The organism is Rhodopirellula sp. J20-39 (assembly GCF_057365095.1).
The window spans coordinates 268482-282963 of record NZ_CP195123.1 but is presented as its reverse complement, the minus strand read 5'-3'; the positions used below and the strand labels follow the sequence as shown (position 1 = coordinate 282963).

Genomic DNA, 14482 nt, shown 5'->3' with positions numbered 1-14482 from the left:
GGATGCCTATTCATAAGAAATGGCCTCATCAAGGTTCATGATTAGATTGGCGACAGTCATCCAAGTGGCTGTTTTGGCGACCCGAGCAGCATCGGGAGTCGATTGTTGACCCACGGTGCTGTAAAGACTGGCGTCATCCACATGCTTGCTAAAATGCTCGAATGCTTGTTGCCAAAGCGTCGAGATCGCTTTGCTTTCCATGTCGTTCAGCGTTCGCGAGAGGATACGGTTGGCCAGAAGTTGGATGCCATCGGACATGCCGACTGATTCGGCGCCGTCGCTTTGGGAAACAATTGAATCAGCCAGTACGCGAGCGGCCTCAAGCATGCCAACATCGTTCATCAGGGTCAGTGCATGAAGCGGTGTGTTGGTTAAACGAACATCCACTTCGCACACACGCCGCTGGGCGCTATCGAACAGGAACGTTGGTGCACTGGCTCGTCGCCAAAACGCATAAAGCGTGCGACGGTATTGGGCGGGCCCCAGGCTTGGTTGATAGCGAAAACGTCCCATCGTGATCTCATTCCAAACGCCATCGGGTTGGTACGGGTACACCGGTGGGCCGCCAATTGCAGGGTTCAGTAATCCGGAAACGGCTAAAGCGTTGTCGCGTAACATCCAGGCGGGTAACCGATGTTTTGGAGCACGGGCGAGCAAGCGATTTTCAGGATCACGTTCGATTTGGTCAGGGGTGACTTTGCTGCTTTGGCGAAACGTTTCGCTGGACACAATTTGCCGCAGGATGTGTTGCAGATCCCAATCGTTTTGAACGAGTTCAATGGCTAGCCAGTCGAGCAGTTCAGGGTGAGTTGGAAATTCACCTTGTAAACCAAAATCGCCTGGCGTTCGCACGATGCCTTGGCCGAACATCAATTGCCAGAGTTGGTTTACGATGACGCGAGCGGTCAGTGGGTTTTGTGGATCCACCAGCCAATGTGCAAGGTCCAGCCTCGACTTCGTTTGCTCAGGATCTCGAGGAAGCACGCTGGGTAAGACCGCGGGTTCGACTTGATCGCCGTGGGCATCCCAAACGCCTCGCAGCAACACGTAAGTCTCACGAGGTTCGGCTCGTTCCTTCAGAACCATGACGGAGCGTTCTTTTTGCTCGCGTTGTAGATTCTTTAGTTGCTTTGTGGCTGTGCTGAGGAGATGTTTGCTGGCTTGATAATCAGTGTCACCGGCGAGAAACTGATTGAATAAACGTTGTTTGATCTCAGGGGTGATTTCGTTCTTTGCGACGTTGGAAACTAGCGTCGGTTGATCATCACTCGCTGTTCTAGTCGTGGAGTTGCTAGCGAGCGCCCAGTTGTTTAACAGATCACCGATCGGTGAGCGTCCGTCGGTTCGGGTTGCAGTCTCGCCGGATTCATCGGTCAGTGACAATCGGAAACGACCGATGTTGGCATGACCACCATTGGACCGATGTCGCAATACGATTTGTAGCCGGTCGCCCGGAGCGATTGGGTAAGGCTTGGTAAACCGAAAGACGGCGACGTGTGTTTGGGGTTCCTTCTCACCAGCAGTCGTCCAACCGTTTCGAGCATCATCATTGAGCGTGTCGGAGATTTTGGTGTAGAGACCTGCCACCTCCTTCTTTGCCTGGTAATCGGCATGAGCTTCCTTGATTTCTATCTCGCGTTCGGCTGGACTGTTTGCGGAACGGCTGAGTGCTCGGACACTGCTTAAGATGAAGTCGCCTTCGCCGGTTCGGGTGTACGCTCCTTTGACATGACCTTCCGGATTGGGAAAGACTTCCAGTCGCCAACCGGTGATTTGCTTCATGCCAGTTGGAATGGCTAGTTCAACGCGGTAGTCGTCTTGCCGGGGAGTGGGACCAAGGGTTTGAACCACACCATCGGGCTGAACTTCAAAACGAGTGCCATCGCTGCTGGTTGGTGAGGGGACGAGAACTTGCCAAGCTTGGTAGTTAGCGGGTGGGTTGGAGACAAATTGTTCCAACCACTGGTCGAATCGTTCGCTCGCTTCGTTGTGAGTTTTGCGTTCAGCGACCTTGCATTGCTCAACAAAATCTTCCGTCTCGGCGACTCGTTCCTGTACCGCTTTGGATTGGTATTTTAGATAGGGTTTAGCGTGTTTGCCCGCGCGACCGTCTTCGTCAATGCTGTTGAAGAAGGCCGATAGTGCATAGTAGTCGTGGTGCGTGATCGGATCGAATTTGTGCGTGTGACACTGGACGCAACCCAGTGTTAGTCCAAGCCATACCGTCCCCGTGGTATTCACGCGGTCGATGACGTAATCAACGCGAGACTCGTTTGGATCACGACCACCTTCGCCGTTGGTCATGTGGTTGCGATGGAAGCAGGTTGCGAGAATCTGATCCGGCGTCGCATTTGGAAGCAGGTCACCAGCGAATTGCTGAATCGTGAACTCATCAAACGGCATGTTGTTCTGGAATGCGTTGATGACCCAGTCTCGCCATGGCCAGTTTTCACGGGAATCGTCCAGTTGAAACCCATCGGTGTCCGAATAACGTGCTGAGTCCAACCACCACATTGTCATTCGCTCGGCGTGCTGGGGTGAGGCCAGCATTTGCTTGACGATAGTTTGCCATGTTTCGTCCGTAGGCTGATTGACGAAGCGTTCGACTTGCTCTGGCGTTGGGGGCAGTCCGGTCAGTGCGAACGAAAGTCGTCGCAGTTGTTTGACCGGCTTCGCTCTTGCCGAAAGAGTCCAGCCTTCTTGATTCAATCGCTTTTGGACAAACGCATCGATTGGATGCAGTGCTTGAGCCGTTTGTTCACCAGCGTTGCCGACGGCAGGAACGTTGGATTTTACTGGCGGTTCGAATGACCAGTGTTTGCCCCATTTGGCACCATCGAGAATCCATTTGCGAATCAGTTCGCGTTCTCGATCGGTGATGGGTTTGCGATGCGAGTCCGGCGGTGGCATGACCTCGCCTTCGTCGTCCGACGTGATGCGATTCCAAAGTTCGCTGTCGTCCAAGTTTCCTTCGGCGATAGGGTGATAGCCGCCCAGGTCTTCTTTCGCATTCTCTTCAATGTCGAGCCGAAGATCGGCTTCCCGATTGTCTTCGTCGGGGCCATGACAATGGAAACATCGATCCGATAGCACGGGCAGGATGTCTCGCGAAAACTTGACGTCGATTTCTTCAGCGGTTGCCATGTTGAGCTGGAAGATGACTGCCAGGCAAAAGCATGGGATCCACCGATAAATCGAAATCATCCAAGTACTTCCTTAATCACGCGAGCGGGTTTGACACCGGTGAGCTTTTGGTCCAGACCCTGGAATGGGTAACTAGTTCGACCATGGTCCAAGCCCATTAAATGCAGCATTGTAGCGTGAAAGTCCCTGAGTTGGACCGGATTTTCAGCAGCCGAATAACCTACCGGATCAGTCTCGCCGTATGAGAAGCCAGACTTGACGCCACCGCCAGCCATCCACAACGTAGCAGCCCCAGGGTTGTGATCGCGTCCGACAAACTTCATCTCGGTACCTCCACGATTCTCACGCATAGGTGTACGTCCGAACTCGCCACTCCAGACAACCAAGGTGTCTTCCAACATGCCGCGTTGTTTGAGGTCGCTTAACAGTGCGGCCACTGGGCGATCCATTTCATGGCATTTGTTCTTGAAGCCTTCGTTGAGAGCCTCGCTTTTTGCGGCACCGTGTGAGTCCCAGCCCCAGTCGAATAGTTGGATGAACCGCACGTCTCGTTCGGCCAAGCGGCGAGCGAGTAAGCAGTTATTGGCGAACGATTCCTTGCCGGGGCGGGTGCCGTACATCTCGTGGATGTGCGCCGGTTCGTCGTCAATGTTCATCGCATCAGGAACTGCGGCCTGCATCCGAAACGCCATCTCGTATTGTGCGATCCGGGTAAGCGTTTCAGGGTCGCCATACTCGGCATTGGCCCGCTGGTTTAGCTTGTTCAACGTGTCAAGCATTGTCCGCCGGCTATCACGCGTGACTCCCTTAGGATCGTTGATGTTCAGTACGGGATCGCCTTGCGAACGGCACTGCACACCTTGATAGACCGATGGCAGGAAGCCGCCGCTCCACAATGCTTTACCGACTCGCGGTTGACGTCCGCCCGATAGCAATACGATGAAACCAGGCAGGTCTTCGTTCTCCGTTCCCAATCCCCAGGTGGCCCATGATCCAATCGATGGATAGCCCATGCGAGCTTGTCCGGTATGAACCATCAGTTGTGCGGGACCATGATTGAATTGATCCGTTTGCAGAGTCTTGATGAAGCAAACATCATCAACGTGTTTGGCGAAGTGGGGCAGCCGATCGGAAACCCATGCACCGCTCTCGCCATACTGTGCGAATGGGTACTGCGGGCCGAGCATCTTGGGTGTGCCTTGGATGAACGCGAAACGTTTGCCTTCCAAGAACGATTGCGGGCAATCCTTGCCATCCAGACGTTCCAGATCCGGCTTGTAGTCGAACAGTTCCAGTTGGCTGGGCGCACCGATCATGTGCAGATAGATGACACGTTTCACTTTCGCTGGCAACGGTGGCGCCACTGGACTCAGCGGGTTTTGCGCGTCGTGAATCGGTTGGAAACGATTGGAAGCTTGAGCCTGGGAGGCTTGTTGAGCGGCTAGCCACATGGCGCCCATTCCCGTCGTGCAACCACGCAAGAAATGGCGGCGGGTTTGGTGGTCGATAGCGGTCGCGCGAGCTTCCCACTGTAGATTGCTTAAGTTCATTGTATTTTCCCTACTTCATAATGGCTTCATCGAGATTCAGCAGCACCATGGCGATGGTGCGGAGCTGACGGATTGGCTCATCGGACTTGCTGGATTGCTTGCCGGTCGAAGTCAAAATTGTCGCTTCGTCCGTGTCGGTTGTCGTTTCGAGAAGGGCGATTAGATCGTCGAGTTCGCCTGTATTGGGTTCCCGACATAACACGCGTTTGAAACCGATGCGAATCTGTTCGCGTGGATCGTCGCTTGCAAGACTCATCTGTTTCGCCAGTGCATTCGCACACTCGATGAAGGTCTCGTCATTGAGCATCATCAGAGCTTGCAGCGGCGTGTTGGATCGCAGTCGACGTGGTGTGCAGAACTCGCGGGAGGGCGAGTCGAACGTGGCGAACATCGGATAGGGAATGCTGCGTTTGGTGTAAGTGTAAATCGAGCGACGATATCGCTCCTCGTCACCAGGTTTGGCTGCATTCCATTTATCGCCGCTATTGAAAGGCTTCCAAACGCCTCCGGGAATGGGCGGGTAGGCCGGTTTCCCGAATTGATGTTCGCTCAAAAGTCCTGAGGCGGCGAGTGCTTGGTCACGTACAATTTCGGACGTGAGACGGAACCGAGGTCCTCTCGCTAGAAGCCGATTTTGCGAATCCTGTTGATACGACTCCGGGGCACTCTTGGATGATTGCGCGTACGTGCTTGAGAGCACAAGTTCGCGAAGCAGTTTCTTGTTGCTCCACCCCAGTTCGTTCTGGAACCTTAATGCGAGGTAGTCCAGTAGCCGTGGATGCGAGGGAAGGTCCCCGGATGAACCGAAGTCTTCTTCCGTGGCCACAAGACCCACACCAAACAACTGCGCCCAGATGCGATTCACCGCAACTCGGGCGGTCAACGGATTGTCTGGGCGAACCAGCCATTTCGCCAACGCAAGGCGGTCAGCCGGAATCGATGTGCCGTCCTTGTTTTTGTTTTCCGATTCCAAGATTAATGGCGGTAGCGATTCAGGTGTGTCGGCGCTGACCTGGTCACCCTTGGTCAGGAACAAACCCCGCTCGAACACATGGGTCGGGCGGCGAAGATGTTCGGGCAATTCCTTCATCACTGGCGTGGAGACGGACTTGATCTTGGAGCGTTGTGTTTTCAGTTGGTGCAGCTGATTACGTGTTTCAGTTAACAACTCGTCGTCAAGTGATTTGGTGAAGCGGGTGTCATCTGTGACGGCCAAATGACCACGCCGTGAGATAAGCGAGAACGCCGCGAGCAGATAGATACGGTGTTTGAGTGTGATCTTCAAACGAGCATCAGCGGGTATCGCCAGCGGTGATGCGAGTACCAACGCAGCTTCCCGAGGTTGATTGATTCGCGTGTAGGCTGCGAACCCATGGTTGGACTTCGGGTTTAAACTCGAATGCGGATCAAAGAACGGATCCGGTTCATCAATGTAGATCTTTTTGATGTCCAACTGGGTCGGTTTCGATCCTTCCTTGGCTATCAGTTCGGCGTTAATCTGCGACAGCACGAAACCCCATTCGGAATCACTGAGCGCCGCTTCGGGATCCAATGGCTTGATCGTGATTCGAATCGCCGTGAGCTTGGCTAGATCGTCTGGCAGCGAGGCTTCGAGGGTGATGTCGGTATTCCGGCTAACCGTGTCGATCGTGTGGAATTCCTGATGGTCGTCCACCATTTCCACACCAACTTGGGTTTGGTTGCTGGTGCGAGCCGACATGTTCTGAACCGGTTGCCAAGCATTGGGGTCACTAAGAAGTGCGTATTCGGCTTGCCAAATTTGGTCCTTCAGCGATTGGATCTCACGATCGAGTTGCGACGCCTCGTCGTATTGCTTTGGATCGAGAGGAACACTGGCGACAGGCCAGTCTTCATTCAAGTCCGAATCGGATGTATTGTTGAAGAACGCGCTGAACTGATAGTACTCTTCGTGCCGAAACGGATCGTACGGATGGCTATGACATTGCACGCATCCAAAGGTGCTTCCCAACCACACTTGCCAAGTCGTGTTCACTCGGTCCAGAACCGCCTCGACGCGGAACTCTTCGTCGTCGGTGCCGCCTTCTTCATTGGATTGGGTAAGCCGATTGGCTGTCGTTGCGACAAGGTCTTCAATGGTCGGATTGGGCAACAGGTCGCCGGCGATTTGTTTGATCGTGAACTCGTCGTACGGCATGTCGTTGTTGAATGCGTCGATCACCCAGTCACGATATTTCCACACGCTTCGTTGGCTGTCTAAGCCCAAGCCTTTCGAATCTGCATAGCGAACCTGATCAAGCCAAACGCTCCCCCATCGTTCGCCATAAGCGGGTGAAGCTAGTAACCGATCCACGGCCGCAACACGGGCTGCTTGAGGGTCTTGTTCGAATTGGTCAACGAACTCTTCTTGTTCGGCTAACGTCGGTGGCAGCCCAATCAGGTCCAAGCTGACTCGCCGCAACCATCGTGGAGCGTCCGCGGTGGGCGACGGCTCGAGTTTGGCTTCGTCGAGTTTGGCTAGTACGAAACGGTCCAGCGGCTGGCTGGGCCATTTGGGATCTGAAACTTCGGGTAGCGTTTGCGGTTCAGGGGCGGCGAAGCTCCAGTGGCTGGCGTTCCAGGTGGCACCTTGTTGGATCCAGCGGGTCAACAATTCGATGTCGCGCTGCGGGAGTGGTGACCCATGGTCCGGTGGCGGCATTTGAAGGTCAGGATCTTCCTCAAGAATCCTTTCAATCAAAATCGAGTCTTCGGGGGACCCTGGTTCAACGACCCAGCCGCCCGGTGGCAAAACTTGATCTTTGTACACGAACGAGATATCTGCAGCTTGTTTGACGCCGCCGTGGCAAGCAGTGCAGTGTTGGTTGAAAATCGGCCGAATATGGTCGTTGAAGTCAACGATCTCGGGCAGAGATTCCGCTTCCGCTGAAGCCGACTCTGCTGCGGTCACGCGTCCGCTGCATGCCAAGCCGATCGCGACGCAGGAAAGTAGCCAGGCGGTAGAGTGGGGATACAAACGCATTCGCCAGATAAGTCCAGTGTTTTGAGGGCAAAAGTCCTTAAGGAAATAGCGGAACAGGGCCAAATCTTTCGGTGCTCTTGAGGATTGAACTCGGAATCTAGGTTGATTGGGGCGTGGATCAACGAGAGTTTTGCTGCTGTTTTCTTCGATTACAGCGGTTTCCGAGTCCAGTACGGCTAATTCAGAACTTGGCAGGAGTCTTGCACCGGATCGAAGTGGAGGCCCGAAGATGTGAAGGATCGCTGGTAAGTCGCCAGAATCCGGCTTCGGTAGTCTGCTTACGCAACCCACCATCGTTTCGGTCCGCGATTGTTCGCTTTAAAGGTGCACGCGTGGATTGGGCAATGCACGCCGCCTGATCGCCTTTGTCGCATCTGCGAAGAATATTGACGCATTATAGTGTGGTCCGGATCAAGCGACTTTGTACGATAAAGTGTCCAAACCAATGGCCGTAACGATTGATAGAGTTTTTGTTTTTAGTTGCGATCGTCGTCGCGCTGCCAAGTTACTTGCGACGACCTCCGCGATAGTTGGCAGTCACGGCTTGTAGATTCCAATCGATTCGCCTTCTTTGCCGTGCAACTGGATATTAACGATATGATTCGTTTGTCATTCGCTTCCATCCTTATCGCAATATTGTCCTGTTCTGCTGCCGACGATATGTGCAGCCCGGATACTCAAGTGGTAACCCGTTTATTCACGGGCGAGTCAGGCCAGCTTCGATATGAGGTCCGATGGAAAGACGCTCTGATTGTCGGACCTTCCGATCTAGGGATCAGTGTCGATGGGATTCATTTGGGTAACGAAGTGCTGGTGGGCACACCCGAGCATTCCACCCACGACTCGACCTATGTCGCGCGAGGGTGCGATCGTCACGCTCGCAATCACTATCACCAGTGGCTATATCCGGTCAAACACGTATTTAGTGGTCGAGAGTATTCGCTGGAGTTTCGTGTGTACGATGATGGCGTCGCCTATCGCTACGTTGTTCCGGGTAAGGGTGTTCAGCATGTCGATGGGGAAAGCTCAAGTTGGCAGATAGCGGACGGATCGCAAGCGTGGTATTTCGAACGGCTCAATAAGGGTTGGAAGCTTAAGTCTTATGCCGGTGAATGGCTTTCAACGGACGTCAATCAGCTCGATACCGTTTCGCCAGTGGGGCCAATCCAGGGAACGCCGTTGGTATTCAAGCTTCCGGGCCAGACGGGATACGCTGCAATCACGAAAGCAGCGACTTATCGCTATAGCGGAATGCGATTGAAGGCGACTGGAAATCGCACTTTGGTAGCGAACTTTTCAGAAGGCGAAGCTGGTTTCGATGTTGCGGGAACTATCACGACGCCGTGGCGAGTGACGTTGCTGGCGGACGATTTGAATGAGCTGGTTAATAGTGATCTGATCAAAAATCTGAACCCTGCACCGGATCCTGAACTGTTTGCGGACACCAGCTACATCCGGCCTGGTCGCACAGCATGGAGTTGGGAAACGTTAGGTCTTGGAGATCCGGAGACACAGCGAACGTTTATCGATCTCGCAGCCGAAATGGGCTTCGAATATTCCACGATCGATGATGGCTGGAAGGACTGGGATCAACCATGGGCTACCGTCGCATCGTTATGCGAACACGCCAAGACGAAGTCCGTTGGCGTGTGGTTGTGGGTGCATTCGAACGACATCCGCGATCCCGCCAACGACTATCAACAAATGAAAGATTACTTTGCACGCATTGCCAGTGTGGGTGGCGTTGGATTGAAGATCGACTTCATGAATGGTGAGTCGAAAGAGTTGGTCGACTTTGAGATCGCTGTTTTGCAAAACGCAGCAAAGAACAAGTTGATGATCAACTTCCATGGCTGTCACGCGTCCACCGGCGAGGAACGTACCTATCCCAATGAAATGACTCGGGAAGGCGTCCGCGGGATTGAAGTCAACAAGATGAAGGAAGGTCCGTTACCCGCATCGCATAACGCTGCCTTGCCATTCACTCGATTCCTAGTTGGGCATGCTGATTACACGCCAATCTTGTTTACCAATCCAGGGCCGACCACGTGGGCTCATCAGTTGGCGACGACGGTGCTATTTACATCGGGGCTGCAAACCTACGCCGAGCATCCCGACACAATGATGCGTGCCCCCATCTTGAAAGCAGGGTTTAGCGTACTGCAAGCAATTCCTTCGGTTTGGGATGAAACAATCGTTCTTCCAGGCAGTGAAGTTGGCAGCTTGGCGGCGATGGCTCGACGCAGCGGTGATGAATGGTTCGTTGGGATTTTGAATGGAGGTGATGTCGCCAAACGATACTCGCTGGACCTCTCATTTCTGGACGTTGACGATTTTAGTGGCAAGTTCGATGTTGAGATCGTACGCGATGACTTGGATGCCGAGCGGGTCGATCTGGTTGGGCTGAATCCGAAGGCTGACCTGAAAGAGTTCACAACGGCACTGCCATTCCAGGTGAACCGTGCTTCATGGAAGCGAGACCTACAAATCACGGTTGAACTTGCGGCCGGCGGCGGCTTTGTTGCTCGAATTCGGAAGACGGTTCCGAATGTTCCAAAACGTTCTGCTCCGCCAGCGGGTTCAACTGAGCAGGCCGACCAGTGACCCAAATTGATTACGCCGTCTTGCTGATCTACCTAGCCGGAATCTTTGGCGTCGGTGTGATGTTTGCTGGCAAGAATAAGAGCAGTTCGGACATGTTCGCCGCGGGCGGTCAATCGCCTTGGTGGACGAGTGGCTTGAGCGCGTTCATGACCATGTTTTCAGCGAACACATTTGTTGTCTGGGGCGGGATTGCCTATCGACAAGGAATGGTCGCGGTGGTCATCAATTTGATGTACGGAGTGTCCGCGCTGTTGGTCGGATACTTTGTGGCGGGACGCTGGAAGACGATCGGCGTGCAGACTCCGGCCGAGTATGTGCAGATGCGATTTGGCAACGCGGTGCTGCATTTCTATACGTGGTTCATGACGGTGTTCAAGATGATCACGACGGCGGGTGCGTTGTACGCCTTGGGGCGTATCTTGGTGAAGTTGATGCCACTGGCGGATGGCAACCCGCTGCAGGATCCAGCGACGGGCAATTTGTCATTGTTTTACGGCATCATCATTTTCAGCAGCATTGTGGTGGTTTACACCATGATCGGTGGCCTATGGGCAGTGTTGATGACTGATGTGCTGCAGTTCATCGTGTTGAACCTGGCCGTCTTGTTTGTGATCCCGCTGGCATTGGCAAAGGTCGGTGGACTTTCGGCGTTCATCGAAGCGGCGTCAACCACTCCAGCCTTGCAGGTCAAAGCCGGCAAAGTGATATCCGATGGCACGATGACCAGCCTAATTTCAGGTGATTACACCCTGTTCTTTTTGGCTGGATGGTGTGCGATTCACTTCTTCATGATAGGTGCCGAATGGGCGTTTGTGCAGCGATTCCTTTGTGTGCCGGATGCGAAGTCGGCTCGCAAAAGTACGTATTTGTTTGGTGTGCTGTATTTGTGCAGTCCGATCTTATGGTTGTTGCCGCCGTTGATCTGGCGGATCTACAAGCCAATTCCTGAGGCTGCTGATGAGATGACGGTCTTGTTGTTGAGCGAGACTGCGTATGTGGATGTCTGTCAGTCGGTGTTGCCGGTCGGGATGGTCGGCTTGATGATCGCAGCCATGTTTTCAGCAACGGCGAGTATGGTTAGCTCGCAGTTAAATGTGTTTTCGGGCGTCATGACCCATGACATTTTTCGACCGCTAGCGAGAGTAACCGATGAAGCGAAATTGGTTTGGGTTGGAAGAATGGTGACACTGCTTTTGGGCGGGTTGTTGATTGGGATCGCGTTATCGTATCAGTCGCTAGGTGGCGCTGAAAAAGTAATCGTGAACATCACCGAGATGGTGGTTGTCGCGTTGTTCGCTCCCACACTTTGGTCGCTGTTCAGTTCGAGCGTTACCGCGAGAGCGGTTTGGGTGACGGCGGGCATTTCATTGGTAGTCGGTTTCGTTGTTCGGTTTGGTTTGCAGTCTGGTGGTTTTTTGGCGGATACGTCGACCTGGGAATCACTCGCCCATTGGACTCAAGCGAATAGTAGCACGGTGAAGACGATGACGGGTGTGGCTTTACCAGTGATGATTCTGGCCGTTATGCAGTGGACGTCAAAAGGTGAGTCGACTGGGCATGCTCGTGTCTCTGCCATGATGGAACGAACCGAACGGCGGCCAGAAGCGGCCTCTGGTGTGCCAAGTCGTTTGCCGGCGACGATCGTGGGATGGGCACTCGCGATTTGTGGTGTGTTAATGGTGAGTCTAATTTTTGTACCAGCGAATGCGGACAACCGTATAACTTTAGGAGTCTTTAGTGGGCTTCTATTCGCGTTTTCGATAACGATTCTTTTCTTAATTAGACGAAACGATGCAGATCCAGCCACCTGAAGTCAGCCGTGAGCTTCGGAACGAGAAGCTGTCGTGCGATCTCGCCATTGTCGGTGGAGGGCTGGCCGGCGTTTGCGCTGCGATCACGGCGGCGCGGGCGGGGATCAAAGTGGTTCTCGTTCAGGATCGTCCGGTGTTGGGTGGCAACGCATCCAGTGAAGTACGGTTGTGGATATTGGGCGCTACGTCGCACATGGGCAACAACAATCGTTGGGCTCGCGAAGGAGGCGTGACGGACGAAATTCTTGTCGAGAACATGTATCGCAATCCAGAAGGGAACACCCTAATCCTGGATACGATCCTGTTTGAAAAGGTAATTCAAGAACCCAATATTCGGTTGTTGATGAACACTTGCGTGTTTGAGGTTTCCAAACAGGATGCCGACACGATCGATTCAATGCGTGCGTTTTGTAGCCAAAATAGCACGATGTATGATGTCGAAGCGCCACTGTTCTGCGATGCATCCGGTGACGGTGTGGTTGGTTTCATGGCGGGCGCCGCTTTCCGCATGGGCGCGGAGTCGCGAGATGAATTCGGTGAGCAGTTCGCACCGAAGTCCGAGTACGGTGAATTGCTTGGGCATTCGATCTATTTTTATACCAAGGACGTCGGCAAGCCCGTTCGCTATATGCCGCCCAGCTATGCGATTCAAGACATCACGGAAATACCGCGTTGGCGCAGCTTCAATGCCAAGGAAGATGGTTGTCGGTTGTGGTGGATCGAGTATGGCGGCCGGATGGATACGGTTCACGACAGCGAAACGATTAAGTTTGAGTTGTGGAAGGTCGTGTATGGCGTTTGGAACCACATCAAAAACTCCGGCGATTTTCCTGAGGCAGAAAACCTAACCCTTGAGTGGGTTGGCCAAGTCCCAGGCAAGCGTGAAAGCCGACGTTTCGAGGGTGATGTCATGATGGTGCAACAAGATATCGTTGAGCAGCGTCGATGGGATGACGCGGTCAGTTTTGGGGGCTGGGCGATCGATCTGCATCCGGCCGATGGCGTGTATTCGGATTTGCCGGGATGCACGCAGTGGCACAGTAAGGGTGTGTATCAAATTCCCTATCGCAGCATGTATAGTCGCAACATCCAGAACTTGTTTTTAGCGGGCCGGATTATCAGCGCGACGCACGTTGCGTTTGGTTCAACGCGAGTGATGGCAACGTGTGGCCACAACGCGCAAGCGGTTGGCATGGCGGCAGCAATTTGTCGTGAACTGGACGTGATGCCGCGAGCATTGGCTCAGTCACCCAACATTGATCGGCTCCAGAAGGAACTGTTACGAACGGGGCAGCATATTCCTGGTGTCGAGATTCCCGACGAGTCGGATCTGGCTGCGACCGCAAGGGTGACGGCTTCCAGTGTTCTGGAGGTGTCGGAACTATCGCCAAACGGTGAAAGCCTTGCCTTGAATGGATCGCGGGCGATGTTGGTACCGTTGCAGCCAGGACGTGTTCCTTGTTTTCGTTTTCTCGCTCAAGCAAGTGAACTTACGGATTTGACCGTCCAATTGCGAACCTGTTCTCGCGAGGCAAGCCACACACCCGATGTGGTCCTGGCCGAAAAAACGATTCGGATGCAAACTACGGCACCGGTCGCGATCGCAGCCGGGACGCATGATTCAGGTAGGGTCCGGGAGTGTTTCTCGGCCGATGGCGGTTTAGAATTAGAACCGTTTGAGGTGGACTTTGATATCCAAGTGGATCACCGCTGTTATGCGATGGTTTGCTTCCTGGAAAACTCGGCCGTGTCGTTGGGATTGAGCGATCAGCGTGTGCCGGGGGTGCTGGCTCTTAGTCAGAGTGGGAACAAGGCGGTCAGCAAGTCCGCCATTCAGCTTCCCCCGGAAGACATTGGCGTCGACTCGTTCGAGTTTTGGTTGCCCGAACGACGTCCCGGCGGTAAGAATCTGGCGATGTTTTGTGACCCGCCGTTGTCCGCTTTCGAGCCAAGCAATGTTCAGCATGGACCGGAACGTCCGACTGACAATGTCAATGGATGGGTTCCCGAGTGTACCGATCCGGCGCCATCGTTGCAGTTTGAATGGGACAGCCCACAAACGATTCGCCAGGTAAGTGTGTCGTTAGACACGGACTTTGATCATCCGATGGAATCTTCATTGATGGGGCACCCAGAGCGTGTGATGCCATTTTGTGCCAAGACGATTCGCTTGACCGACGGCAGTGGCAAGGTGCAGGGTGAAAAGCGAGATAATTACCAGACACGTTGCGTTTTTGATCTCGAAAACGTGGTGACGGATGAGCTTCGCGTTGAGATTGAAGGAGCGTCGCCAGGGGTTCCAACTGCCGTCTTTCGAGTTAGAGTCTTCTAGGTTAGATGGTTTCCTAACCAAAGGTCGCCCGCCAGGCAAA

Annotated in this window: 6 protein-coding genes; 3 read left to right on the top strand and 3 right to left on the bottom strand. The window is 53.8% G+C overall.

From position 1 onward, the window contains the following. Positions 1 to 6: 6 nt before the first annotated feature. The 3 genes from ACR3ZL_RS00905 to ACR3ZL_RS00895 are packed head-to-tail and all read right to left on the bottom strand — an operon-like array spanning position 7 to position 7695. A complete protein-coding gene (locus ACR3ZL_RS00905) occupies positions 7 to 3204 on the bottom strand; it encodes a PSD1 and planctomycete cytochrome C domain-containing protein (RefSeq protein ID WP_473649763.1) in 3198 nt (1065 codons plus the stop codon). Further along, positions 3201 to 4694 carry a DUF1501 domain-containing protein gene (locus tag ACR3ZL_RS00900; protein ID WP_473649764.1) on the bottom strand — a complete coding sequence of 498 codons (1494 nt, stop codon included), beginning with the start codon at positions 4692 to 4694 and terminating at the stop codon, positions 3201 to 3203. The genes ACR3ZL_RS00905 and ACR3ZL_RS00900 overlap by 4 nt, the downstream gene beginning before the upstream one ends. A 10-nt stretch (positions 4695 to 4704) precedes the next feature. After that, entirely contained in the window at positions 4705 to 7695 is a 2991-nt protein-coding gene (locus tag ACR3ZL_RS00895; protein ID WP_486173142.1) for a PSD1 and planctomycete cytochrome C domain-containing protein, read from the bottom strand. Between the two features lie 597 nt (positions 7696 to 8292). On the opposite strand from ACR3ZL_RS00895, the gene ACR3ZL_RS00890 reads away from it, so the two are divergent. Genes ACR3ZL_RS00890 through ACR3ZL_RS00880 form a run of 3 tightly spaced genes read left to right on the top strand, consistent with a single transcriptional unit; the run spans position 8293 to position 14442 of the window. Beyond that, a complete protein-coding gene (locus ACR3ZL_RS00890; protein WP_473649766.1) occupies positions 8293 to 10299 on the top strand; it encodes a glycoside hydrolase family 97 protein in 2007 nt (668 codons plus the stop codon). Continuing rightward, complete coding sequence (locus tag ACR3ZL_RS00885) at positions 10296 to 12110, top strand: sodium:solute symporter family transporter (protein WP_473649767.1); 1815 nt, start codon at positions 10296 to 10298, stop codon at positions 12108 to 12110. Before ACR3ZL_RS00890 ends, ACR3ZL_RS00885 begins: the two co-directional genes overlap by 4 nt. Beyond that, on the top strand, positions 12091 to 14442 hold the full coding sequence (locus tag ACR3ZL_RS00880) for an FAD-dependent oxidoreductase (RefSeq protein ID WP_473649768.1): 2352 nt from the start codon (positions 12091 to 12093) through the stop codon (positions 14440 to 14442). The genes ACR3ZL_RS00885 and ACR3ZL_RS00880 overlap by 20 nt, the downstream gene beginning before the upstream one ends. Positions 14443 to 14482 lie beyond the last annotated feature (40 nt).

What these genes read in the sequence shown, in the direction of transcription:
- ACR3ZL_RS00905 (WP_473649763.1), bottom strand. Translation starts at nt 3,204, where the DNA reads ATGATTTCGATTTATCGGTGGATCCCATGCTTTTGCCTGGCAGTCATC.
- ACR3ZL_RS00900 (WP_473649764.1), bottom strand. Translation starts at nt 4,694, where the DNA reads ATGAACTTAAGCAATCTACAGTGGGAAGCTCGCGCGACCGCTATCGAC.
- ACR3ZL_RS00895 (WP_486173142.1), bottom strand. Translation starts at nt 7,695, where the DNA reads ATGCGTTTGTATCCCCACTCTACCGCCTGGCTACTTTCCTGCGTCGCG.
- ACR3ZL_RS00890 (WP_473649766.1), top strand. Translation starts at nt 8,293, where the DNA reads ATGATTCGTTTGTCATTCGCTTCCATCCTTATCGCAATATTGTCCTGT.
- ACR3ZL_RS00880 (WP_473649768.1), top strand. Translation starts at nt 12,091, where the DNA reads ATGCAGATCCAGCCACCTGAAGTCAGCCGTGAGCTTCGGAACGAGAAG.